The 24460-nt window shown below is 72.8% G+C and carries 19 protein-coding genes; 1 reads left to right on the top strand and 18 read right to left on the bottom strand.

What is annotated here, in order from left to right:
- Nucleotides 1-20 precede the first annotated feature (20 nt).
- The 9 genes from ACIBCJ_RS05945 to ACIBCJ_RS05905 form a co-directional block, all read right to left on the bottom strand.
- Nucleotides 21-2342, bottom strand: coding sequence for a molybdopterin cofactor-binding domain-containing protein (locus ACIBCJ_RS05945; protein ID WP_365978965.1), 2322 nt, complete (start codon nt 2340-2342; stop codon nt 21-23).
- Entirely contained in the window at nt 2339-4531 is a 2193-nt protein-coding gene (locus ACIBCJ_RS05940; protein ID WP_365978964.1) for a 2Fe-2S iron-sulfur cluster-binding protein, read from the bottom strand. Before ACIBCJ_RS05940 ends, ACIBCJ_RS05945 begins: the two co-directional genes overlap by 4 nt.
- Nucleotides 4528-5421 carry a xanthine dehydrogenase family protein subunit M gene (locus ACIBCJ_RS05935; protein WP_133885440.1) on the bottom strand — a complete coding sequence of 298 codons (894 nt, stop codon included), beginning with the start codon at nt 5419-5421 and terminating at the stop codon, nt 4528-4530. The genes ACIBCJ_RS05940 and ACIBCJ_RS05935 overlap by 4 nt, the downstream gene beginning before the upstream one ends.
- A gap of 273 nt (nt 5422-5694) precedes the next feature.
- Nucleotides 5695-7311 carry a beta-N-acetylhexosaminidase gene (locus ACIBCJ_RS05930; RefSeq protein WP_365978963.1) on the bottom strand — a complete coding sequence of 539 codons (1617 nt, stop codon included), beginning with the start codon at nt 7309-7311 and terminating at the stop codon, nt 5695-5697.
- Nucleotide 7312: 1 nt separating this feature from the next.
- The gene (locus tag ACIBCJ_RS05925) at nt 7313-8158 is read right to left on the bottom strand and encodes a carbohydrate ABC transporter permease (protein WP_362094313.1); all 846 of its coding nucleotides are present in this window, start codon (nt 8156-8158) and stop codon (nt 7313-7315) included.
- Nucleotides 8155-9120 (bottom strand): sugar ABC transporter permease, encoded by a 966-nt coding sequence (locus tag ACIBCJ_RS05920; protein WP_365978962.1) that lies wholly within the window; start codon nt 9118-9120, stop codon nt 8155-8157. The genes ACIBCJ_RS05925 and ACIBCJ_RS05920 overlap by 4 nt, the downstream gene beginning before the upstream one ends.
- Nucleotides 9117-10415: an extracellular solute-binding protein gene (locus ACIBCJ_RS05915; protein WP_365978961.1), complete on the bottom strand. Its 1299-nt coding sequence runs from the start codon at nt 10413-10415 to the stop codon at nt 9117-9119. Before ACIBCJ_RS05915 ends, ACIBCJ_RS05920 begins: the two co-directional genes overlap by 4 nt.
- Nucleotides 10416-10665: 250 nt before the next feature.
- Nucleotides 10666-10950, bottom strand: a complete 285-nt coding sequence (locus tag ACIBCJ_RS05910) for a DUF3039 domain-containing protein (protein ID WP_030402030.1) — start codon at nt 10948-10950, stop codon at nt 10666-10668.
- Nucleotides 10951-10980: 30 nt separating this feature from the next.
- On the bottom strand, nt 10981-11553 hold the full coding sequence (locus tag ACIBCJ_RS05905) for a YqgE/AlgH family protein (RefSeq protein ID WP_166661593.1): 573 nt from the start codon (nt 11551-11553) through the stop codon (nt 10981-10983).
- Between the two features lie 233 nt (nt 11554-11786).
- Between ACIBCJ_RS05905 and murA the strand changes: the two genes are divergently transcribed.
- The gene (gene murA / locus ACIBCJ_RS05900; protein ID WP_153179616.1) at nt 11787-13133 is read left to right on the top strand and encodes a UDP-N-acetylglucosamine 1-carboxyvinyltransferase; all 1347 of its coding nucleotides are present in this window, start codon (nt 11787-11789) and stop codon (nt 13131-13133) included.
- 217 nt (nt 13134-13350) lie between these two features.
- Here the strand turns inward: murA and ACIBCJ_RS05895 are convergent, their stop codons facing one another.
- From ACIBCJ_RS05895 to ACIBCJ_RS05855, 9 genes are all read right to left on the bottom strand, one after another.
- Complete coding sequence (locus ACIBCJ_RS05895; RefSeq protein WP_003950507.1) at nt 13351-13632, bottom strand: HU family DNA-binding protein; 282 nt, start codon at nt 13630-13632, stop codon at nt 13351-13353.
- 352 nt (nt 13633-13984) lie between these two features.
- The gene (locus ACIBCJ_RS05890; RefSeq protein WP_362094301.1) at nt 13985-15400 is read right to left on the bottom strand and encodes an NAD-dependent malic enzyme; all 1416 of its coding nucleotides are present in this window, start codon (nt 15398-15400) and stop codon (nt 13985-13987) included.
- Nucleotides 15401-15825: 425 nt separating this feature from the next.
- Nucleotides 15826-18153, bottom strand: a complete 2328-nt coding sequence (locus ACIBCJ_RS05885; protein WP_362094299.1) for a UvrD-helicase domain-containing protein — start codon at nt 18151-18153, stop codon at nt 15826-15828.
- A gap of 82 nt (nt 18154-18235) precedes the next feature.
- Nucleotides 18236-19024 (bottom strand): zf-HC2 domain-containing protein, encoded by a 789-nt coding sequence (locus ACIBCJ_RS05880; RefSeq protein WP_365978959.1) that lies wholly within the window; start codon nt 19022-19024, stop codon nt 18236-18238.
- A 71-nt stretch (nt 19025-19095) separates the two neighbouring features.
- The gene (locus tag ACIBCJ_RS05875) at nt 19096-19620 is read right to left on the bottom strand and encodes a sigma-70 family RNA polymerase sigma factor (protein ID WP_166661591.1); all 525 of its coding nucleotides are present in this window, start codon (nt 19618-19620) and stop codon (nt 19096-19098) included.
- Nucleotides 19621-19804: 184 nt separating this feature from the next.
- Entirely contained in the window at nt 19805-20395 is a 591-nt protein-coding gene (locus ACIBCJ_RS05870; RefSeq protein WP_365978958.1) for a CGNR zinc finger domain-containing protein, read from the bottom strand.
- A gap of 252 nt (nt 20396-20647) precedes the next feature.
- Nucleotides 20648-21862 (bottom strand): uroporphyrinogen-III synthase, encoded by a 1215-nt coding sequence (locus ACIBCJ_RS05865; protein ID WP_399281899.1) that lies wholly within the window; start codon nt 21860-21862, stop codon nt 20648-20650.
- Nucleotides 21863-21971: 109 nt separating this feature from the next.
- Complete coding sequence (locus ACIBCJ_RS05860) at nt 21972-23330, bottom strand: nitrate/nitrite transporter (protein ID WP_362094289.1); 1359 nt, start codon at nt 23328-23330, stop codon at nt 21972-21974.
- Between the two features lie 174 nt (nt 23331-23504).
- Nucleotides 23505-24422 (bottom strand): hypothetical protein, encoded by a 918-nt coding sequence (locus tag ACIBCJ_RS05855; protein ID WP_365978957.1) that lies wholly within the window; start codon nt 24420-24422, stop codon nt 23505-23507.
- Between the last annotated feature and the right edge of the window lie 38 nt (nt 24423-24460).

Raw genomic sequence — 24460 nt, 5'->3', positions numbered from 1 at the left:
CACCGCGGCCTGCGGGCGGATCAGTTGCCCGCGGCCACCGCGGCCTGGGGGCGGATCGGCAGCCGGTTCACCGGGCGTCCGGTGGCGGCGCGTACGGCGGAGGCGACGGCGGCCGGGGAGGCCACCACGGGCACCGCGCTGACCGCCTTGGCGCCGAAGGGCGCGACCACGTCCCGCTCCTCGACGAGCTTCACGATCCGGATGTCCGGGGCGTCCAGCGCGGTCGGCAGGGCGTAGCCGGTCAGGTCGGGGTGGCGGATCAGACCGCGCGGGGTGCGGAGGTTCTCGGTGAGCGCGATGCCGACGCCCTGGGTGACGCCCGCCTCGATACGGGCGGTCAGCTGCGCCGGGTTGAGGACCCGGCCCACGTCCTGGGCGACGGCCAGTTCCACGACCCGTACCGAGCCGATCTCGATGTCGACGTCGACCACCGCGCGGATCGCGCAGAAGGCCATGCCGACGAACGCGTCGCCCTGTCCGGCCTCGTCGAGCGGCTCGGTCGGGTGCGGACGGCACTGCGCGGTGGCCCACAGCTCCTTGCCGTCCAGCGCCTCGGCGACGGTCGTCGAGAGCACGCCGTCGTACGAGGTGATCTTGCCGTCGGCGATCTGGAGCAGCTCGGTGGACATGCCGAACTGGTGGGCCAGCGGCTGGAGGAGCTGGGTGCGGACCATCTTGGCCGCGCGTTCCACCGCGCCGCCCGACACCCAGGTGTGCCGGCCGCGGCAGCCCGGGCCCGCCGGGGGCTGGTCGGTGTCGACCGGCGCCACCTGCACCTCGTCGACGCCGAGGGTCTCCTGCACGATCTGCCGGGCCAGCGTGGTGAAGCCCTGGCCGGTCTCGACGGCGGCGCACAGCACCGTGGCGACGCCGCCCTGGACCTTCACGGTGGCCGTGGAGACCTCGTCGGCGCCCTCGGCCCCCAGCATGTGCACCATGCCGATGCCGTAGCCCACGCCCCGGCGCACCGCGCCCGGTTCGCCCGCGCCCTCGGGGCCGCCGGGCAGCAGCCACTCGTCCTCGGGGGTGTCCTTGGGCAGCGCGGGGAGCGGGAAGTCGCGGACCGCCTGGAGGAGTTCGGCGACCGGGGCCGGGCACGTGACCGTCTGGCCGGTGGGGAGCACGTCACCGGTGGCCAGGACGTTGCGCAGCCGCACCTCGGCCGGGTCGAGGCCGAGTTTCCTGGCGACCTTGTCCATCTGCGCCTCGTACGCGGCGCACACCTGCATGGCGCCCTCGCCGCGCACGTGGCCGGAGGGCGGGTTGTTGGTGCGCACCGCCCAGCCCTCGATGAAGGCGTTCGGGACGACGTACGGGCCGCAGGCGAAGGCCACCGCGGCGGCCAGGGCGTCGGAGGAGGTGTCCGCGTAGGCGCCCGCGTCGAGCAGGATCTGCGCCTCGACCTTCACGATCCGGCCCTCGGCGTCCGCGTGGTGGCGGTAGCGCAGGAGGGTGGGGTGGCGGTGGGTGTGCCCGAGGAAGGACTCCTCGCGCGTGGCGGTCAGTTTCACCGGGCAGCCGGTCTTCAGCGCGAGCAGGCCGAGCGGCAGCTGGAAGCCCTGGTCCTCGCGGTCGGCGGTGGCGCCCGGCACCCCGGTGACCACGATCTTCACCTGTTCCGGCGCGAGGCCGTAGCACGCGGCGGCGATGTCCCGGTCGCCGTGCGGGTCGGTGGAGGCCAGGTACAGCTCCACACCACCGTCGGGACGCGGTACGGCCAGACCCGCCTCGGCTCCTATGGGTGCCGGGTCCTGGCGGCCGATGCGGTACAGGCCCTCGACGACGACGTCACCGGCCGCCTCGGGGTCGCCGTGGCGCAGCGGGATGTGCCGGATCAGGTTGCCGTCGGGGTGCAGCGGCTCGGCCTCGAAGGCCTGCTCCGGGTCGGTCACCGGGTCGAGCACCTCGTACTCGACGATGACGGCGGCGGCCGCCATCCGCGCGGTGTCCGGGTGGTCGGCGGCGACGGCGGCGAGGGGCTCGCCGTGGTGGCGTACGGCCTCGGAGGCGAACACCGGGCGGTCGGCGCGGTCTCCGCGGCCGTGCAGCGGGGTGCCGGGCACGTCCTCGTGGGTGACGACCGCCCGTACGCCGGGCATCTCGCGCGCGTGGGTGGTGTCGATGGACACGATGCGCGCGTGCGGGTGCGGCGAGCGCAGTACGGCCGCCCACAGCAGGCCCTCGGCCCACAGGTCGGCGGCGTACGGGAAGGTGCCCTCGGTCTTGGCGCGGGCGTCGGCGGGCGGCAGGGACGCGCCGAGGCCGTGCGGGATCGGCTCGGGCGCGGCGGGTGCCGCCTCGACGGTCCCCTCGGCCTCCGCAGTCGCGGCGTCGTTGCTCACGCGTGGCCTCCGTCCTGGCCGTGGTTGCCGTGGTCGCCGTAGGGCGCCTGGTCGTGCGGTCCCGTCGCGTCCGGCGGTCCCGGTGGCGGCTGGGAGCCGAACGCCGCCGGGTTGACGCCGCCCGCGCCCGGACCGGCCTGGTGCGGGATGCGGGGTTCGTCGGAGTCCGCGCCCGCCTGGGTGTCCTCGGCGTGCGCCTCGCGTTCGGCGACGACCTCCTTGACGGCCTCCAGGACGCCCCGGTAGCCGGAGCAGCGGCACAGGTTGCCGCACAGGGCCTGGCGGGTCTCCAGCTCGGTGGGGGCGGGGTTGCCCTCCAGGAGGTTGTGCACGGTCATCGCCATGCCGGGCACGCAGAAACCGCACTGCACCGCGCCGCGCCGGGCGAGCGCCCGCTGCACGTCCGAGGGCCTGCCGTCGGCGGCCAGGCCCTCGACGGTCCGCACCTCGCTGCCGGCGGCGGTCACGGAGGGGACCAGGCAGGAGGCGACGAGCCGTCCGTCGACCTGGACGTTGCAGGCGCCGCACTCGCCCTGCGAGCAGCCGTCCTTGGCGCCCGCGAGGCCGAGGCGCTCGCGCAGCACGTAGAGCAGCGACTCGCCGATCCAGGCGTCGGTGACGGGCCGGTCGGTGCCGTTGACGCGCAGCACGTAGGAGGCGAGGGGGTGCTCGTCCTGCGGGCCGGCCGGGGCGGACGGCTCCCCGGCGGCGGGGGCGGCCTCGGGGGCCTCCGGGTCCGCCTCGGGCCGGGCTTCGTCCTCGGGGCCGGTACGGGCGTCCACCGCGTCCGCGGGGGCGGCCGGAGCGTCGGGGTGCTGCCCGTCCGGGCGGTCCCGTCCGGACTCCGGCGCCGGGCCGTGCTCCTGTTCGGACTCGGGTGCCTGCTCGGGCACCTGCTCGTGCGCGGAGTCCGCGGGCTCTGGGGACTCCCCGGGGTCCGCGGCGTCCGCGTGGTCCACGGGGTCCCGGTCGGCGGTCTGTGCCGGGCCCGTCACGGGGCCCTCGGCGGCCTGTGCGTGGGGCTCGGGCGCCGCGGGTCCCCCGGAGCGCGCCGGGCGCTCTGCGGGGCCTTCAGGGGCCTCCCCGGACCCGCCCGGCTCACCGTGTCCACCGGTGACGCCGGTCTCGGCCACCCCGTCCGTCCCGTCGCCCGCCGGTGCGGCGGGGTCGGGCTCGGCGGGCGCCTCGGCGGCGTCGGCCGGGGGCTCGGCGGTCCGGTGGACGTACGGGTCGTCGGCCGGGGCGGACGCGTACGGATCGTGGGACGCGTCGGAGGTGTACGGGTCGTCGGACGCGTACCGCTCGTCGGCGGTGTCGGCGTACGGAGCCCCGGCGGGGCCGGGGTGGGGCGCCTCCTGCTCCCACGGCCGGTCTGCGGGCCGTTCCCCGGCGTCCGGTCGCGTCTGCGGCGCGCCCTCGTCCCAGGGCTGTCCGGCCGGCTGCGTCGCCCAGGGGGCGGGCGCGCCGCCGGGGAGGGTGGCCGGAGCGCCGGTCCCCCACTGCTCGGCCAGGGACGACGTGGTGAACTCGCCCGACTCGTCCGGCAGGTCGCCGCCGGCCACGGGGATGGACCACTGCCCGGTCACGTCCTGGCCGGGCGCGTGCCGCGCCGCCGCGGCCTCCGCCTCGGCCTGCGCGGCCTGCGAGAAGTCCCACTGTCCGGTGGCCCCGGGCCGGTAGCCGTACGGGTCGCCCTGCCCATGGACGTCCTGTCCGTGGACGTCCTGTCCGTGGACGTCCGGCCCGTGAACGCCCTGGCCGGCGTGCGTGTCGTAGGGCGCCGCCCCGCCGTACGGGTCGTGGTGGGCGGTGTAGTCGCCGTACCCCGGGTGGGCGGCGGGCTCCTGACCGGCGTCCGGAGCCTGCCACTGGGCACCGTCCACGGGCGCGGACGGCACCGACGGCATCGTCCAGGAGCCGGTGGCCGCCGGGTCGGTGTCCGCGGTGGGGGCGGAGGTGACCGTGATCTGGGGCGGCACGTAGCCGTGGCCGGGCGCGGCCAGCGGGCTGTCGGCGGAGGCGAGGAGCGCGTCCACGCCGCCCTCGGGGAGCTGCACGAAGGCGGTGGCGCCGTCGTCGTAGTCGCCCTGGGGCAGCGGGTCCCAGCGTCCGCCGCTCGGGGGCCTGCCCCCCGCGTGCCGGTCGTCGTGCCGTTCGCCGTACTCGTCGCCGTGCTGGTCGTCGGTCACGACAGCGCCCTCCCCAGTGCTCGTCGGGCCAGCGCGGCGACGGTGCGCCGCAGGTGCAGTACGGCGGGCGGCAGCGGCGGCACGGAGCCGTCCTCGGCCGGGTCCGCGTCGGGGATGCAGGCGGCGGCGACGTACTCGCCGAAGCCGTGCAGCGCCTCCGGGACGATGGCGCGGCCGTTGTCCCAGTCGATGAGCGAGGCCACCCACTGCTCGGCCTCCAGCGGCCGCAGCGGCATCGGCGCGATGGCGCCCACCGCGCACCGCACGCCGCGCCGGGCGGGGTCGAGGACCAGGGCGACGGAAGCCGTCGCGCGGCCGGGACCGGTGCGGCCGGTGGCCTTCAGGAAGACCTGCGGCGCGTGCAGCAGCGGCACGCGCACGTAGCCGATCAACTCGCCCGCGCGGAGCATCTCCATGCCCGCGAGCAGGTGCGAGACCGGCACCTCCCGGCGGGCTCCGTCCGGGCCCGCGATGATCAGGGTCGCCTCCAGGGCGGCCAGCACCGGCAGCGCGTCCCCGGTGGGGGCGGCCGAGGCGATGTTGCCGCCCAGGGTGCCCGCGTTGCGGATCTGCGGCGGCCCGGCGGCGCGCGCGGCGGCGGCGAGCGCCGGGATGAGCGCGGCGAAGTCCGGGCGGCCCATGCGGGCGTGGGTGAGGCCCGCGCCGAGCAGCGCGTGCCCGTCCTGGTACTGCCAGCCGCGGATCTCGCTGATCCGGCCGAGGCCCACCAGCGCGGCCGGCCTGAGCTGCCCGGAGTTGACGGCCGCCATCAGGTCGGTGCCGCCCGCGACCGGAACGGCCGCGGGCATCGCGGTGAGCGCCGCCACGGCCTCGTCCAGTGTCGTGGGCAGCGTGACGGCCTGCGCCGCCTGCGGTGCGTGCGTGGTCAAACCGACTGCCCCTTCCCGCTGTCCCACCTGGTCCCGCCCATGTGGCCGTACCGTACGGCCTGACAGGGCGGACGTGGCAACTCTGGCACATCTTCGCAGGGCCCGAACGCAGGGGTCCGCTAGGAGGCATTCGCCCGCCTCGTCGGGGAGATGGTCCGTTTTCGCACGGGATCTCCGACGATCGGAGCTACGCGCGATGCGCGCGAGTTGCCACTCTTCGGTGACGTTTAGGGGCGTTTCCCTTCCGTGTCGCGTGACGTGTCCGGAGTTTCCCTACAGGTGCGGCGGCGGGCCGTCGATCGGCCGGCCGAGCACGCCGGGCCGCCGCTGCCAGGGCCGCGGACCGGTGGGCGGCCGGTAGGCGACGCCCAGGGCGTCGAGTCGCCGGTAGTGGGCGGCCATCCGCCGCTCGAAGGCGGCGTAGTCCCGGTCGGCCGGGGCGGGCAGCGTGCTCCAGGCGACCTCGGCGAAGGCGGCGAGCCTCGGGAAGAGCTGGTAGTCCACCCGGTCCTGGTTCTCCGTCACCTCGGTCCACAGGTTCGCCTGGGTGCCGATCACGTGCGCGCGCTCCTGCGGTGTCAGTTCCGCCGGAACCGGCTCGAACCGGTAGACGTCCTCCAGGGTGCGCACGAAGGCGATCGGTACGGGTTCGTCCTCGCCCCCGTCCTCCCGGAAGTTCAGGTACACCTGCTGTTCCGGGCACATCACGACGTCGTGCCCCGCGCGCGCGGCGGCGACCCCGCCGGCGTATCCGCGCCAGGAGGCCACGGCCGCGCCCTCGGCCAGCCCGCCCTCCAGGATCTCGTCCCAGCCGATGAGCCGGCGCCCGCGTGCGGTGAGCCAGGTGTCGAAGTGCTGGATGAACCAGGCCTGCAGTTCGTCCTCGTCGGTGAGGCCGAGTTCCTCGATGCGCGCCTGCGCGGTGGCCGAGGCCCGCCACTGGTCCTTGGGGCATTCGTCGCCGCCGATGTGGACGAACTCCGAGGGGAAGAGCTCCAGGACCTCCTCGAACACGCCCTCGTAGAACCGCAGGGTGTGCTCGGTGGGCGCGAGGACGTTCGGGCAGACGCCCCAGGTGTCCCAGACGGACAGGGCGGTGGTGTCGATCACATCCGTGTTGCCGAGTTCCGGGTACGCGGCGATGGCGGCCTGCGAGTGTCCGGGTACGTCGATCTCCGGGACCACGGTGATGTGCCGTTCGGCGGCGTAGGCGACGATCTCCCGGATGTCGTCCCGGGTGTAGTAGCCGCCGTGGGGTTTGTCCTCCCACAGCGGTGAGGCGCGGTGGCCGTATTTCGTGCGCGAGCGCCAGGAGCCGGTCTCGGTGAGCTTCGGGTGGCGTTCGATCTCGATGCGCCAGCCCTGGTCGTCCGTCAGGTGGAAGTGCAGCACGTTGAGTTTGTGGGCGGCCATCAGGTCCAGGTAGCGCAGGACGCCGTCCTTCGGCATGAAGTGCCGGGCGACGTCCAGCATCAGGCCGCGCCAGTGGAACCGGGGCGCGTCCTCGATGCGGACCAGCGGCAGCCGCCACCGGCGGTCGGGCAGCGGGGCCCGCCGGAAGGCGTCCGGGCCGAGCAGCTGGCGCAGCGTCTGGGCGCCCCAGAAGAGACCGGCCGGATCACCGCCGGTGAGGTGCACGCCCTCCGGCGCGACGACGAGGCGGTAGCCCTCGGCGGGCAGTTCCGGGTCGAGCGCCAGCCGGACGGCGCCGCCGCCCCCGTCCGCCGCGGGCGCCAGCGGCAGCCCGGTGGCGGCGCCCAGCGTGGCGCGCAGCCAGCGCTCGGTGCGCCCGGTGCCCTCGCCGGCCACGAGGGTGGTGTCCGGGCCGAGGTCGAAGAAGGCGCCCTCCTGGGACGCCACGTGCTGTGGCTGGGGAAGAACGTCGCTCACGTCAGTCCTTTACCGCTCCGCCGAGGCCGGAGACGAGTCGTCGTTGTACGAGTACGAAGAAGACCAGCACCGGAATCGTCATCACCGTGGACGCGGCCATGACGCCGCCCCAGTCGGGATCGTCCGGCTTGTAGAAGACCAGCAGCGCCATCGGCAGCGTGGACTGGGAGGTGTCGCTGATGATGAACGACTTGGCGAACAGGAAGTCGTTCCAGGTCGAGATGAAGGAGAAGACGCTGGTGGCCACCAGTCCCGGCAGGACGAGCGGGAAGAGGATCTGCCAGAGGAAGCGGCTGCGGCTCGCCCCGTCGATGTAGGCGGCCTCCTCCAGGGCCTCGGGCACCGCTTTCACGAAGCCCCGCAGCATCCAGATCGCGAAGGGCAGCGAGAAGGCGATGTGGGGCAGGATCAGCGAGCCCAGCGTGTTCAGCTGGCCGAAGTCCCGCATGAGGAAGAACAGCGGGATCGTGAGCGCCTCCACGGGCACCATCTGGGCCACCAGGAACATGATCAGCAGGGTGGTGCGGAACCGGAACCGGAAACGCGTCACCGCGGTCGCCGCGAGGAAGGCGATCAGCGCCGAGGCGATCACGACGCAGCCCGCCACGATCAGGCTGTTGAGGAAGTAGCGGCCGAACTCCTGCTGTGCGAAGACGCGCCGGAAGGAATCCAGCGACGGGGCCAGCGTCCAGGGCCGGGGCCGGTCCGACTCGATCTCCCCGGCCGGTTTGAAGGCGCTCAGCACCATCCAGTACAGCGGGAAGGCGACCACCACGGCGGTCAGCAGCGCGGCGGCCTCGGCCGCGAGCCGCCACGGACGGCGCACTCGCGCGCGCGGAAGATTCACAGCTCCTCCCCCTGGCGGCGCAGCAGCCGCAGGTAGACCAGCGTCACGGCGAGCAGGATCAGCAGCATGACCACGCCGATCGCGGAGCCGAGGCTGTACTGCGAGGACGCGAAGGCCTTCTGGTAGGCGTAGACGTTGAGGACGAGGTTCTGGCCGGCGATGCCGCCTCCGTTGGTCATGACGTAGATCTGGGTGAAGACCTTGAAGTCCCAGATGACCGACTGGATGGTGACGACGACCAGGATCGGCCGGAGCATCGGCGCGAGCACCGAGCGCCAGATCCGCCACTGGGACGCCCCGTCGAGCGCGGCGGCCTCCAGGACCTCGGCCGGTACGGCCCGTATCCCGGCGTAGACGGTGACCATGACGAACGGGAAGGAGCACCAGACCACTTCGAGCAGCACCAGCAGGAAGGCGCTGTAGCGCCCGTACGTCCACGAGTGGTCGCCCAGGGCCAGCATCCGGTTGACGGGCCCGAAGTCCGGGTCGAACAGCAGCAGCCACACCGTGGACCCGGTGACCGCCGGGGTCGCCCACGCGCCGAGCCCCGCCAGCATCAGCGCCAGCCGCGGCACGGCCCGCACCCGGGTGAGCAGCACGGCGAGCGCGCATCCGACGGCCAGCGTCGACACCACACAGGCGGCGGCGAACACCACGGTGGCGAGCAGCACCCGCCAGAACTCACCGTCCCCGAACAGCTCCGCGTAGTTCCCGAACCCCTGGAAGGTCGTCGGCTCCCCACCACTGACCTGGGCCTGCGTGTACTCCAGGAAGGAGATCAGCCCGAGCTGGTAGACGGGGTAGACGAGCAGCCCGCCGAGGACGACGAGAGCGGGGGCGAGATAGATCCAGGGGGTGCGGGAAGCGCCCCTCAAGGGGCGCGGGGAACGGCGCGAGGAACCACGACTAACCGGCACCCGCGCACGCACCGCACCCTCCGAGCCGGAAGGCGACACACTCATCCGGCGGAGCCGAACGCGTCGTCCATCTTCTTCGCCGCGTCCCCGGAGGCCGCGGCCACGTCCTTCTTGCCGCTGACCACTTCCTGGAACATCGTCGGCAGCACCTGGGAGGAGTCGATCGTCGCCCACGCGGCGGACGCCGGGACGAACTTGGTGCCCGCGGCGAGCGTGTCGACGAACGGCTTCACGAACGGCTCCTTCGCCGCGACCTGCTGCCGTACGTCCGTGAAGGTCGGCAGGAAGCCCATCGCGTCGAACAGGTCGCCCTGCGCCTTCTTCGACGCGAGCCGCTTCATCAGGTCGACGGCGAGGGTGCGGTGCGAGGTGCTCTTCAGGACGCCGACGTTGTTGCCGCCCGCGAAGGCGGGGGCGATGGAACCGGGCTCGGCGCCGGGCAGCGGGACGACCGCGTACTTGCCCTTCACCTGGCCGGCCTCCACGGCCTGGTGGCTGAAGTCGCCGCCGATGGCCATGGCCGCCTTGCCGGAGGCGAAGGCGGTGACGGTGTCGTTGCCGCCCATGCCGGCGCACTTGGCGGCCGGGCAGTTGTCGTCCCCGAACAGGGACGTGTACGCCTCGATGCCCTTGCGGGCGGCGGCGCCGTCGATGGCGGAGGCGTAGGAGCCGCCCTTGCCGGTGGCGAGTTCGCCGCCGTTGGCCCAGATGAACGGCATCGCGCCGTAGGTGTAGGCGCCGCCGACCGCTATGCCGTACAGACCGGGCTTCGCGGCGTGCGCCTTCTTCGCGGTGGAGGCCAGTTCCGCCAGCGACTCGGGGGGTTCGAGACCGAGTTCGTCGAAGACGTCGGTGCGGTAGTAGAGGGCGCGGACGCCGACGAAGTAGGGGGCGCCGTAGACCTTGCCGTCCACGGTGACCGACTGGCGGGCGGTGGGGTCGGTGTCCGCCGCCTCGTCCCAGGCGTCGAACTCCCCGGTCACGTCGGCGAGTCCGCCGTCCTTGACGTATCCGGCGGTGTCGGTGTTGCCGTACTCGATGACGTCGGGGGCGCTCTTCGGGTCGTTGAAGGCGGCCTTGATGCGCTGGGCGCGGGTCTCGACCGGGATGTACTCCACGGTGACCTCGGTGTCCTCGTGCGCCTTCTCGAAGCCGGCGAGGACCGCGTCGACGACCTTCTCCTTCGGCTTGTTGTTGACCTCCTGGAACAGCCAGACGCGCAGCGTTCCGCTCTTCTCGTCCTCGCCGGAGGAGGAGTTGTCGGACGTCTGGGGTGCGCAGGCGGTCGCGGCGACGACGGCCGCGGCCAGCAGTACGGCCAGGCGGGGGGCGAGCTTCATGGAGTCTTTCCTCCGGGCGTGCGTTGCAACATATGCAATGACGGTTTCGCTCTGCACAACACCCAGGAGAGTAGGGAGTACATGAACACGTCCACAAGAGGTCTGAACCAGTTCGTGACCGGCGCGCGCACCGGCCCGGGACGCACGAAGGCCCCCGGAGTGCGCGCGGGCACACTCCGGGGGCCTTCGGGACGTTCCGAAAGGGCCGTACGGGCAGCGGCGCCGGTCGTCGGCGCCCGCCGCCCGGCGTCTACTTCTTGTCGCCGCCCTTGCCCTCGTCCCCGCCGCCGCTCATGGACTCGTAGATCTCCTTGCACATGGGGCAGACGGGATACTTCTTCGGGTCACGGCCCGGCACCCAGACCTTGCCGCACAGCGCCACGACGGGCGTGCCGTCGAGGGCGCTCGCCATGATCTTGTCCTTCTGGACGTAATGCGCGAAGCGCTCGTGATCGCCGTCGCCGTGGGACGTCTGCGGCGTCGGCTCGACGAGGGTTCCCGTACCTGTCCCGCGCTCGGGCTCGAGAGTGCTCATAACCGCCAAGGGTACTGAAGCTCACACGCTTCAGTTGAGCGACGGGTCGTCCGGGTAGGTCGCCACCATCGCCAGGTCGCCCCGCTGGCGGCGCAGCACCTCGCGCCAGAGTCTCTCGGGGAACGGCGAGGACACGTCACCCGGCTCGGACTCGACCACGTACCAGGCGCCCTCGGTCAGCTCGTCCTCCAGCTGACCGGGTCCCCAGCCCGCGTACCCGGCGAAGATCCGCAGGGCGCCCAGGGCGGACGCCAGCAGCTCCGGGGGTGCCTCCAGGTCCACCAGGCCGATCGCGCCGTGCACCCGGCGCCAGCCCAGCGGCGCCCGCTCGCCGGACGCCCCGCCGGGGACGACGGCGACACCGAGGGCCGAGTCCAGCGAGACCGGGCCGCCCTGGAAGACGACGCCCGGCTCGCCGGCCAGGTCCGCCCAGTCCTCCAGGATGTCGCCCACGTCGACCGGCGTGGGCCGGTTGAGGACGACACCGAGGGAACCCTCCTCGTCGTGGTCGAGGAGGAGCACCACCGCACGCTCGAAGTTCGGGTCCGCCAGGGCGGGTGTGGCCACGAGCAGCCGCCCCGTGAGCGAGGACACCTCGGTCATGCCAGACATGATCCCGCATGTTCCCCTCCCGTGGGGAGGCAATCGGAGGCACGGGGGTGAACACGCACCCGCGCACGCCGCCCGATCGTGACCCCCTGTACGCGCCGGTGAACACCGCGTGTTGTGACAAATCCATGACGTTGCCCGACCGTGCACAGGCGCCATGAAGGGGGGTACAAGACGATTACCCTTTCCCTTCTGGCCCCTGCCCAACCCCACGGAACGCGAGATTCATGACCGTCAACGGCGCTGATGACGTACTGCTTGTCCACGGCGGAACTCCGCTGGAGGGCGAGATCCGGGTTCGCGGTGCGAAGAACCTCGTGCCGAAGGCCATGGTGGCCGCCCTGCTGGGCAGTGCGCCGAGCCGGCTGCGCAATGTGCCGGACATCCGCGACGTGCGGGTCGTACGCGGACTGCTGCAGCTGCACGGGGTGACCGTCCGCCCGGGCGAGGAGCCCGGCGAGCTGGTGATGGACCCTTCCCACGTGGAGAGCGCGAACGTCGCCGACATCGATGCCCACGCGGGCTCGTCGCGCATCCCGATCCTGTTCTGCGGCCCCCTGCTGCACCGTCTCGGGCACGCCTTCATCCCGGGTCTGGGCGGCTGCGACATCGGGGGCCGGCCCATCGACTTCCACTTCGAGGTGCTGCGGCAGTTCGGCGCGAAGATCGAGAAGCGGGCGGACGGCCAGTACCTGGAGGCCCCGCAGCGGCTGCGCGGCACGAAGATCCGGCTGCCGTACCCGTCCGTCGGCGCGACCGAGCAGGTCCTGCTGACGGCCGTGCTCGCCGAGGGCGTCACGGAGCTGTCCAACGCGGCCGTGGAACCGGAGATCGAGGACCTGATCTGCGTCCTGCAGAAAATGGGCGCGATCATCGCCATGGACACCGACCGCACGATCCGCATCACCGGCGTGGACGAGCTGGGCGGTTACACCCACCGTGCCCTCTCGGACCGCCTGGAGGCGGCCTCCTGGGCCTCCGCGGCGCTGGCCACCGAGGGCAACGTCTATGTCCGCGGCGCCCAGCAGCGCTCGATGATGACGTTCCTGAACACCTTCCGGAAGGTGGGTGGCGCCTTCGAGATCGACGACGAGGGCATCCGGTTCTGGCACCCGGGCGGCCGGCTGAAGTCCATCGCCCTGGAGACGGACGTGCACCCCGGCTTCCAGACGGACTGGCAGCAGCCCCTGGTGGTCGCGCTGACGCAGGCCACGGGCCTGTCGATCGTCCACGAGACGGTCTACGAGTCCCGGCTAGGCTTCACCTCGGCGCTCAACCAGATGGGCGCCCACATCCAGCTCTACCGCGAGTGCCTGGGCGGCTCCGACTGCCGCTTCGGCCAGCGCAACTTCCTGCACTCGGCCGTGGTCTCCGGCCCGACCAAGCTGGAGGGCGCCGACCTGGTCATCCCGGACCTGCGCGGCGGCTTCTCGTACCTGATCGCCGCCCTCGCGGCCCAGGGCACCTCCCGGGTCCACGGCATCGACCTGATCAACCGCGGCTACGAGAACTTCATGGACAAGCTCGTCGAGCTGGGCGCGAAGGTGGAACTCCCGGGCAAGGCCCTGGGCTGACGCTCCCGCAGACACGCCGATGGGGCGGTCACCCGGACTCGGGTGACCGCCCCATCGGCGTTGCGAGGTGCGCCCCGAAGGGGCGCGGGGCTGTGTCGATGTGCGGCTCCGCCGCGCGGGCGCGACCAGCCACAACCGGTCCGCGGCCGCGAAACGACCGCAGCCCGACCGAACGGACCGCACAGCCCCCGGCGCTCACAGCGGAGCGCCCACGCGCCTACTTGCCCTTGGCGGCTTCCTTGAGCTTGGAGCCCGCGGAGACCTTGACGCTGTAGCCGGCCGGAATCTGGATCGGCTCGCCGGTCTGCGGGTTGCGGGCGGTGCGAGCGGCACGGTGGGTGCGCTCGAAGGTCAGGAAGCCGGGGATGGTGACCTTCTCGTCGCCCTTGGAGACGATGTCGCCGACAACCTCGGCGAACGCGGCCAGCACGGCGTCGGCGTCCTTGCGGGTCACCTCGGCGCGGTCGGCCAGCGCGGCCACCAGCTCACTGCGGTTCATGTTGTTACTCCCGTGTTCTACTTGCCGTTGAGGCGTGCCACGCGGCGGAGCCGCATGTTGGGCACAGCGATGCCGATGCTGCCAGGGCCCTCTGACATTCCCCGGACCCGGGTCGGTCGTCAGACCCTCGCGCCCAGGGAGGCATCCTGCCTCCACCTGCGGCGGTAAAGCCAATCCGGCACCCCCAGGAGTCGTGAGAACACCCTTGGGAGTCACACGCCGAGAGGGCCTGAGCCTTGCGCAACCCTAGAGGGCGACCCGAGGCCCGGCATCCCGCGACGCGCCGGAGGGGCGGCCCGCCGTGGTGATCCTCACCACCACGCCACGGGCCGCCTTCCCCGAGCGGGGGAACCTACGCCACCGCTCCGGCGGCCTTCGCCGCCTCCCGCACGGCGCCCGCGACGGCACCGGCGACCTTGTCGTTGAAGACGCTGGGAATGATGTAGTTCGGGTTGATCTCGTCCTCGGTCACCACGTTCGCGAGTGCGTGGGCGGCGGCGAGCATCATCTCGGTGTTGACGGTGCGGGACTGGGCGTCCAGCAGGCCGCGGAAGACACCCGGGAAGACCAGCACGTTGTTGATCTGGTTCGGGAAGTCCGACCGGCCGGTGGCCACGACCGCGGCCGTCTCACGGGCGATCGCCGGGTCCACCTCGGGGTCCGGGTTCGCGAGCGCGAACACGATCGCACCGTCGGCCATGGCGGCCACGTCGTCGCCGTCGAGGACGTTGGGGGCGGAGACGCCGATGAAGACGTCCGCGCCGTGCACGGCCTCCTTGAGGGTGCCGGTGAGGCCCTCGGGGTTGGTGTTGTCGGCGATCCAGCGCAGTGCCGACTGCGGGGCGGCGTCGACCAGGTCGGCGCGGCCGGCGTGCACCACGCCGTGGATGTCGGCGACGACGGCGTTCTTGACGCCCGCGGCCAGCAGCAGCTTCAGGATGGCGGTACCGGCCGCGCCCGCGCCGGACATGACGACCCGTACGTTCTCGATCGGCTTGTCCACCACGCGCAGGGCGTTGGTCAGCGCGGCGAGGACGACGATGGCGGTGCCGTGCTGGTCGTCGTGGAAGACCGGGATGTCGAGGGCCTCGCGCAGCCGGGCCTCGATCTCGAAGCAGCGCGGCGCGGAGATGTCCTCCAGGTTGATGCCGGCGAAGCCCGGGGCGATGGCCTTGACGATCTCGACGATCGCGTCGCTGTCCTGGGTGTCCAGGCAGATCGGCCAGGCGTCGATGCCGGCGAACCGCTTGAACAGGGCCGCCTTGCCCTCCATCACCGGCAGCGCGGCCTTCGGGCCGATGTTGCCGAGGCCGAGGACGGCGGAGCCGTCCGTCACGACCGCGACGGAGTTGCGCTTGATGGTCAGGCGGCGGGCGTCCTCGGGGTTCTCGGCGATCGCCATGCAGACGCGGGCCACGCCCGGCGTGTAGACCATGGACAGGTCGTCGCGGTTGCGGATGGGGTGCTTGGACGCCATCTCGATCTTGCCGCCGAGGTGCATGAGGAACGTACGGTCGGAGACCTTGCCGAGGCTGACGCCCTCGATGCCGCGCAGCTGCTCCACGATCTCGTCGGCGTGGGCCGTCGAGCCGGCCGCGATGGTGACGTCGATCCGGAGCTTGTCGTGGCCCGAGGCCGTGACGTCGAGGCCGGTGACCGAGCCGCCGGCGGACTCCACCGCGGTGGTGAGCTGCGAGACGGCGGTTCCGCCCGCGGGCACCTCCAGCCGGACCGTCATCGAGTAGGAGACGCTGGGCGCCGTTGCCATGGCCGACTTCCTCTGCTTTCACCGTGTAACTGGGTTGTGCCGTCCGATCGTCGCACCTACCACTCGGTACGCGGTAGCCGCCCCGGATTGCGAACTTTTTGTTCGCTCCGATTTCGGAAAACGACTTCCACCATACGAGAAACAGCCCGTCGGGGGAAGGGGGGAGCCGGTGCGGCCGGGAGACCGGCGCGGAGACCGCAGAAGGAACCCGCGGGACGGGAATTGCCTTGCGGGGATCGTTTGTTACCTTGGACGTGGCACCGGCTCGATCCAAGCCCCCGGGCCCAACCTTCGTCGCTACGAGCGACCACTTGCCGCGAGGCGAGCATGGCGGGTCGGTGCCACTCAAACGAGAACAGGAGGCCCGCGCCGAGGACGGCGCGGGCCTCCTGCACGTTCCGGGCCGGTGACCGGCCCGGACGCGCTCAGTCGCGCAGCAGGTCCGGCACCCCCGAGGCGTCCGGCTCGTCCCGCTCGCAGGAGACCACCGTCAGCTGCTGCGTGGCCCGGGTGAGGGCGACGTACAGCACGCGCAGCCCGGCGGGCGACTCGTCGGCGATCTCGGCCGGGGAGACGACGACCGTGGCGTCGTACTCCAGGCCCTTGGCCTCCAGGCTGCCCAGCGCCACCACGCGGTCGCCCAGCCCCGCCAGCCAGCGCCGGGCCTCCTCGCGCCGGTTCATGGCGACGACGACGCCGACGGTGCCGTCGACCAGGCCGAGCAGCCGGGCCGCCTCCGCGCGGACGGTCGGGGCGAGGGAGTCCGACACCACGGCGAAGCGCGGCTCCACGCCGGTGGACCGCACGGCCGAGGGGGAGTGCGAGCCGGGCATGGCGAGGGCGAGCACCTTCGCCGCCAGCTCGGCGATCTCGGCCGGGTTGCGGTAGTTCACGGTCAGCTCGAAGCGGCGGCGCGGGCGGGTGCCCAGGGCCTCGTCACGGGCGGCGGCCGCCTCGTCGGGGTCGGACCAGGACGACTGGGCCGGGTCGCCGACGACCGTCCAGGTGGCGTGCCGGCCGCGGCGGCCGACCATCCGCCACTGCATGGGCGTGAGGTCCTGTGCCTCGTCGACGATGACGTGCGCGTACTCGGTGCGTTCCTGGGCGAGGCGCTCGGCGCGCTCCCACTGGGTCTCCTCGCGCTGCGGCATCAGCTCCTCCAGGCCGGTGAGCTGGTCCAGCGGGTCCAGCTCGCGCCGCTTGCGGGGGCGGGCCGGCGTGCCGACGATCGCCTGGAGCTCGTCGAGCAGGGCGATGTCGTGCACGGAGTGACCCTCGCGCCGCAGCGAGCGCGCCACCTTGCGGACCTCGCCCGCGTTCAGCACCCGCCGGGCCCAGCGGCCGAGGCGCCGCTCGTCCGCCATGGCCGCCAGCACGGCGCCCGGGGTCAGCTCGGGCCACCAGGCGTCGAGGAAGGCGAGGAAGGAGTCCTCGGAGCTGACGTCCTCGTCGAAGGAGGAGCGCAGCTCGGCGGCGAGTTCCGGGTCGGTGTGCCGGGTCGCGGCGCCGGACTTCTCCCACAGGGCGTCGAGCAGCAGCCGGCGGGCACGGGGGCGCAGCAGGTTGACGGGCGCGGTGCCGCCGAGGACGGTGCGGCGGATGCCGGCCAGCTCCTCGGCCTCCAGTTCGAGGCGGCGGCCGAAGGCGACGACCCTGAGCAGGGTCGGCGAGTCGGCCGGCTCCAGCGCCCCGCGCGCGGCCTTGCGCAGCACCCTCAGCATGCGGGCGGAGCCCTTGGCGCGGGCGGTGGCCGGGGAGTCGTACAGCGTGGCCTCGGCGCCCTCGACCAGGGAGCCGATGGCGCGGATGGCGACCTGCCCCTCCTCGCCCAGCGAGGGCAGCACGCCCTCGGTGTACGCCACGAGCAGCGGCGTCGGCGAGACGATCAGGATGCCGCCCGCGTAGCGGCGCCGGTCCTGGTAGAGCAGGTACGCCGCCCGGTGCAGGGCGACGGCGGTCTTGCCGGTGCCGGGACCTCCCTCGACGTAGGTCACGGAGGCGGCGGGGGCGCGGATCACCCGGTCCTGCTCGGCCTGGATGGAGGCCACGATGTCCCGCATGGAGTGGGTGCGGGCCTGGCCGAGGGCGGCCATCAGGGCGCCGTCGCCGACGACGGCCAGTTCCTCGCCGTCCAGGCGGGCGGTGACCTCGGGCCGCATCAGGTCGTCCTCGACGCCGAGGACGCGCCGCCCCTTGGAGCGGATCACCCGGCGGCGCACGACCCGGCCCGGGTCGACCGGCGTGGACCGGTAGAACGGCGCGGCGGCGGGCGCCCGCCAGTCGATGACCAGCGGCGCGTAGTCCTCGTCGAGGACGCCGATGCGGCCGATGTGCAGGGTCTCCGCGATGTCGGCGGTGCGGTCGGGCCTGAGGGCGCCCTCGGCGGGCTCGACCGCCGTGTACGCGCCGTCCGGGCCCTTCTTGCCGTCCTTGCCGAGGAGCAGGTCGATACGGCCGAAGAGGAAGTCCTCGAACTCGTTGTTCAGGCGGTTGAGGTGGATGCCGGCCCGGAAGACCTGCGCGTCGCGTTCGGCCAGGGCACCGGGGGTGCCGACGTGGCCGCGCTGCGCGGCGTCGTGCATGAGGAACTCCGCCTCGTGGATCTTCTCCTCCAGGCGCCGGTACACCCGGTCGAGGTGTTCCTGTTCCACGCTGATCTCTCGGTCCCGCACGGAGTCCTCCCGTGCGGAGTCCCCGCGTACGGGGTCGTGCTCCGAGTCGACCGCTGAATCCTGTTGAGCCTGTGCGGCCACCGGGCCCCCTTCTGACGTGCTGGGCAGCCGTCAAAAATACGCGAAGGGGGCCTCGGAAGCTACGGCGCGCCCGCAGGGCGGGTCACGCGTCGACCTCCACCAGTCGCTTCCCGTCGAAGGTCATGACCTCGAAGTGGGAGATCTGGTTGGGCTCGAAGGCGGCGCCGCCGTGCACGTAGAGCGGCTTCTTGGCCTTCTCGGTGGTGGCGTCCGGGATGCCGTAGCCCCAGTCGGGGACCGTCCAGGAGGACAGGGTCTCCCGCTCGCCGTTCTTGCCGACGGCGACCAGGGAGCACTTCTGGGGACCCTTGAGGTTCTTCAGCTCCAGCACCGTCTCGGTGCCCCAGGCCTTCTTCTCCAGTGCCACGGTCGCGCTGACCTGCGTGGCCGGGTCGGTGGCGGTGACCCGGTCCGGCATGGCGGCGAAGGCGGACTCGGCGGGGCTCGCGGCCTGCTGCGACGCCTCGGTCCTGCGTCCGCCGCCGCCGCCGTCGTCGCCGCCCGAGCCGCCGGTGGTCGCCACCGCGGCGAACGGGCCGCCGATGATCAGCGCGGCCGCGGTGCCCACCAGGTAGAAGTTGCGGCGGCGCTTGCTCGCGCGGCGTTCGGCGACCTCGTCGACGAGCTTCTCCGAGAGCCGCGCGCTCGGCTTCACGGTGAGCGACTCCGCGAGCGCGGGCGTGCCGGTGCCCTGCATGTCCGCAAGCGCGGCCATCATCGGCTCCATGCCGGCCAGCTCGTCGAGCTGCTGGGCGCACCACTCGCAGGTGGCGAGGTGGGCCTCGAAGGCCGTCGCCTCGGCGTCGTCGAGGATCCCGAGGGCGTAGGCGCCGACGGTCTCGTGCTCGTTCGGCGCCGGTGGTCCCTCCATGGGGACAGGATTACCCGGGTCCCCCGGGCCGAATCCCCCGCCGAAACCCTGAACGCCCCCGTACCCGCTCATCACGCCGTCACCCCCCGCTCCTCCAGTGCCAGCTTCATCGAACGCAGGGCGTAGAACACCCGGGAGCGAACGGTGCCGCTGGGTATGCCCAGTGTCTGCGCCGCCTCATTGACGGTACGCCCCTTGAAGTACGTCTCGACGAGAACCTCCCGGTGGGCCGGGGTCAGGTCGTCGAGCGCGTCCGACAGCGTCATCAGCCACAGCGCCTTGTCGATCTCGTCCTCCGCGGGGATGACCTCCAGCGGCGACGGATCGACCTCCTGCGGCCGGGCCTGCCGGCTGCGGTGGCCGTCGATGACGATGCGCCGGGCGACCGTCACCAGCCAGGGGCGTACCGATCCGGTCGCACGGTTGAGCTGACCGGCGTTCTTCCAGGCACGGATGAGCGTCTCCTGGACGACGTCCTCGGCGCGCTGCCGGTCCCCCGCGACCAGCCGCAGCACATAGGCCAGCAAGGGCCCGGCGTGCTCGCGGTACAGCGCGCGCATCAACTCCTCGTCGGGCTCCGAGGACGTCTGTGACATGCGATGTCGGGCCCTCGCACCACGTTCACTGGCCACGACGGAATCCTTGCGCACGCCCACCTCCGATGTCCGGGGGTTCCCCCAGTCGGTCGCTCGCCCATTCGGTACGGGCCCGGGGTGCGGCGTGTTCAACGCGGACCGAAAGATTTCTGCGGCGCGCGGGACGAACCGGATGCGGGCGGATTTACCGGGCCAGAGCGGCGCGGCGGCGGTGCCGGGCGACGCGTTCGCGGTTGCCGCAGATCTCGCTGGAGCACCAGCGCCGGCGGTGGCCGCGGGAGGTGTCCACGTAGAGGATGGGGCAGTTGTCGCCCGCGCACTGCCGCAGACTCGCCCGTGCGACGGGGTCGGTGAGCAGTTCCACCGCGTCCCGGGCGAGGGCGCCGAGCAGCGCCGAGCACCGCGGCGGCCCGGTCAGCTCCCGCACCAGCGCGCCGTCCTCACCGGGTACGGCGCGGGGTGCGGGAGGTGCGGCGAGGGCGAGTTCGTTGACGCGGGCGAGCGCGAGGTCGTGGGCGCGGGTGCGGGGCGCCGGCCGGGAGCGCAGCAACCGCGCGGTCTCGCCGCGCAGTTCGCGGAAGCCGGACAGCCAGGAGGGGTCGGCGTGGGCCAGCGGGGTGCCGGGCGGGACGAGTCCGGAGCCGGCGATCCAGGCGCGCAGCGCGTCCAGGGAGCCGAGGCGTTCCACGGGGTGGGTGGTGGCGATGAGGTCCAGGCAGATCCGCCCGGTGTCGAACCGCAGCTCGTAGGGGTCGATGGCCGTACCCAGTGCCATGTTCCTGTCACCGCCTTGGGATGCCCGGTGGGGCGGGCCGGAGAGGGGAGCAGGGGAACCGCTCCCCCTACAGTGCCTGCCCGTACCCGCGCCCGGAACCCCTCGTACCGCCTCTGCCGGACGCGGCGGCGGCAGGGGTCCGCGGTCCCTGCCGCGACGGGCCGCCGCCGCGGCACACCGAAGCCGCGTCGCGGCACACCCGAACTCGACGCCCCGGCCCCAGCGGCCGCGGCCTCACCCCCGTGAAGTGCCTCACTCGTCCGTGTACTTGGCGTCGGTCGCCGGGTCCAGGGCCAGCCGGTAGCCGCGTTTCACCACCGTCTGGATCAGCTTCGGGGTGCCGAGGGAGGTGCGCAGGCGGGCCATGGCCGTCTCGACGGCGTGTTCGTCGCGGCCGGTGCCCGGCAGGGCGCGCAGCAGGTCGGCGCGGGGCACGACCCAGCCGGGCCGCCGGGCGAGGGCGCGCAGCAGCGACATGCCGGCCGGCGGCACGGCCCGCAGGTCCCCGTCGACCAGTACGGCGTGCCCGCGGATCTCCAGCCGGTGCCCGGCGACCGGCAGGGCACGGGCGCGGGCCGGCAGTTCCCGGCACAGCGACTGGACGAGGGGTCCGAGCCGGAAGCGTTCGGGCTGGACCGTGTCGACGCCGTGCGCCTGGAGCGGCACCGCGGTGACCGGTCCGACGCAGGCGGGCAGCACGTCGTGGCCGAAGGCGGCGAGCAGCTCCGGCAGCAGGCCCCGCTCCTCGGCCCGGCCCAGCAGGGACACCGCCGCGGGCGCGCTGGTGAAGGTCACGGCGTCCACGCCGTGCGAGACCGCGGCGTCCAGCAGCCGGTCCACGGGCGTGAGGTCCTCCGGCGGCAGCCACCGGTACACGGGCACCCCCACCACCTCGGCGCCGCCCTCCCGCAGCGCCTCCACGAACCCGGGCAGCGGCTCGCCGTGCAGCTGGACGGCGATCCGGCGGCCCGCCACGCCCTGCTCCAGGAGCCGGTCCAGGACCTCGGCCATGGACTCCGACGCGGGGGACCACCGCTCCGTCAGTCCGGCGGCCCGGACCGCGCCCTTGACCTTGGGCCCGCGCGCCAGCACCTCCACCGTGCGCAGCCGCTCCAGCAGGGCGTCACCGAGCCCCCAGCCGTCGGCGGCCTCGATCCAGCCCCGGAAGCCGATGGCGGTGGTGGCGACCACGACGTCCGGCGCCCGGTCGACGATCCGCTTGGTCGCGGCCATCAGCTCGCTGTCGTCGGCGAGCGGCACGATCCGCAGCGCCGGCGCGTGCAGGACGGCGGCACCGCGCCGCTGGAGCAGCGCGCCCAGTTCGTCGGCCCGCCGGGCGGCGGTCACGCCCACGGTGAACCCGGCCAGCGGTCCGTGCTCGGGCCGCCGCTCCTCGTCGCCCACGCCCACCACGTCGCCCGGGCGCTCCACGTCGCCCACGCCGTTCACGTCGCTCACGTCGTCCATCGCTCGCCGCGCTCCGTTCCGTCCACACCCACGTGCACAGTCACGTGGCGACCGAGCCTGCCAACGCCGCGTGACGGGCTCGGTTCCGCTTCATGTCACCAGTGTTACGTCACACCTCGGCATAGCTGAGCTGCGCCTCCGTCCTCGCCGCTCCCACCCGTGTCCCGCCGCGCGCGGCGGAGCGGCGGAGGTATACGGACCACGTCACCACGATGCACACGGCGTAGAAGGCCAGGAAGGCCACGAAGGCACCGGTGCCCGACCCGGAGGAGAGGAAGGACTGGCGGAAGGCCAGGTTGATCCCGACGCCTCCCAGGCCTCCCACCGCACCGATCAGCCCCATCGACGCACCCGACAGGCGCCGCCCGTGCAGCACCGCCTCCTCGCCGGTCAGCCCCCGGGCCAGCGCCTTGGAGTGGAAGATGCCCGGGATCATCTTGAACGTCGAGCCGTTGCCGAGACCGCTGAGCACGAACAGCGCCACGAACACGGTCACGAACAGCGCCAGTGACTTCTCCATGCTGGCAAGGACGAGGATCATGGTGGCGACGGCCATCGCGACGAAGTTCCACAGGGTGATCCGCGAACCGCCGTACCGGTCGGCGAGCCTGCCGCCCAGCGGGCGGACGAGGGAACCGAGCAGCGGTCCGATGAACGTGAGGTACGCCGCCTGCAGCGGCGTCCGCCCGAACTGGGTCGTCAGCACCTGTCCGAAGGCGAAGCTGTAGCCGATGAACGAGCCGAAGGTGCCGACATACAGCACCGCCATGATCCAGGTGTGGGCGTCCCTGGCCGCGTCCCGGGCGGCCCCGGTGTCGTTCTTCACCGTGGTGAGGTTGTCCATGAAACGGGCGGCGAGGACGACGGCCACGAGGATCAGCGGGATGTAGACGCCGAGCAGCACCCGCGGCCCGCCGCCGGCCCCGATGACCGCGAGGGCGACGAGCTGGATGACCGGCACGCCGACGTTCCCCCCGCCGGCGTTGAGGCCCAGTGCCCAGCCCTTCTCCCGGAGCGGGAAGAAGGCGTTGATGTTGGTCATGGAGGAGGCGAAGTTGCCGCCGCCGATCCCGGCCAGCAGCCCGATCAGCAGGAACGTCGAGTAGGACGTCCCGGGCTCCATCACGACGAAGGCGGCGAGCGTCGGGACCAGCAGCATGCTCGCCGAGACGATCGTCCAGTTCCGTCCGCCGAAGACCGCGACCGCGAAGGTGTACGGCACCCGGACGACGGCCCCGACGAGCGTCACCACGGACGTCAGCAGGAACTTGTCGGCCGGTGACAGCCCGTACTCCGGACCCATGAAGAGCACCAGCACGGACCACATCGTCCACACGGAGAACCCGATGTGCTCGGAGAGGACGGAGAAGAGCAGGTTCCGTCGTGCGGTTCGCCGCCCCGTCTCCCTCCAGAAGGTCTCGTTCTCGGGATCCCAGTACTCGATCCAGCGTCCGCCACGGGCTTTCATCGCGCCTCCACGGTGCTCCACAGCTCGGTGCGACCGACGCTAGGCAGGACGCGTTTCGGGCCGGTGGGGCTGTGGATGACCGGGAGGGAACGTTGCTCTCACCCGGCGCGGACGGGGGGTGAGAGGTCGCGGTCGGCCCTGCGGGGGCTGTGGTCGGACCCGCGAGGGCCGCGGTCAGCCCTGCGGGGGCCGGGGCTGCCAGTGCGGGTTCTGCTGCGCGTGGGGCTGCGGCGGGTACGGCTGCTGCTGTCCCGGTACGGGCGCGTACGGCTGCTGCGGCGGGTAGGGCTGCTGGGCCTGCGGGGGCGGGTAGGACTGCGGCGCGTACGGCTGCGGGGCCTGCTGGGGTCCGCCGTACGGCTGCTGCTGCGGGTAGGGCTGCGGAGTCTGCTGCGGCACGCCGTAGGGCTGCTGCTGCGGCCGGGGAGCGTACGGGCCGGGGGCCGGCTGCCCGTAGCCGCCGGGGGCCGCGCCGAAGGGATTGCCGTGGCCCGGCAGCTGTCCGCCCGGCGGCAGGTAGCGCACCCGCCCCGCCTCGTCGGCCATCGGCACGAACCCGGCGGCCTGCAAACGGGCCGCGAACTTGGCGTTGCGCTTGCGGGTGACGAGGAAGCCGATGCCCAGGGCCGCCATGAGGACCAGCCAGATGATCCCGGAGAGCACGAAGTCGTCGGACGATCCGCCCTCGCGGTAGGCGAGGAGCACACAGGCGACGGTGCCGCCGAGCGCGCCGTAGCCCATCGACTTCTGGGCGTTCTTGCCGGTGAGGTCGAAGTTGATCCGGGCCTTGAGGAGTTCGAGGGCGTCCGGCACGAGCGGCGGCAGCGAGACCCCGTCGCCCGCGTTCGGGTACTGCGCCCAGTTCTGCGCGGCCCGGGTGCGGGCCTGCGGGCCGGGGTCGGGGACGAGCAGCATGGTGAGCGCGGCGTTGTTCCCGCCGCTCTGGCGCACGTCGGCGTACTCGTACCCGAACTGCTGGGCTACGAAGGCGAGCTTGGCGAGCTTCTTCACGGACGACATCCGGCTGGTGAGCTGGACCGGCTCCCCGCTCGCCATCAGCTGAAGCATCTTCTGTGTCTGCCGCTTGCTCATCCCGCCCGCTCCCCCTGACCGGCTCACGCCACCGTGTT

This window comes from Streptomyces sp. NPDC051136, from assembly GCF_044455745.1.
In the GTDB taxonomy this organism is placed as follows: Bacteria; Actinomycetota; Actinomycetes; order Streptomycetales; family Streptomycetaceae; genus Streptomyces.
The sequence above is the reverse complement of the archived record's forward strand: the minus strand, read 5'-3'. Positions and strand labels throughout refer to the sequence as shown.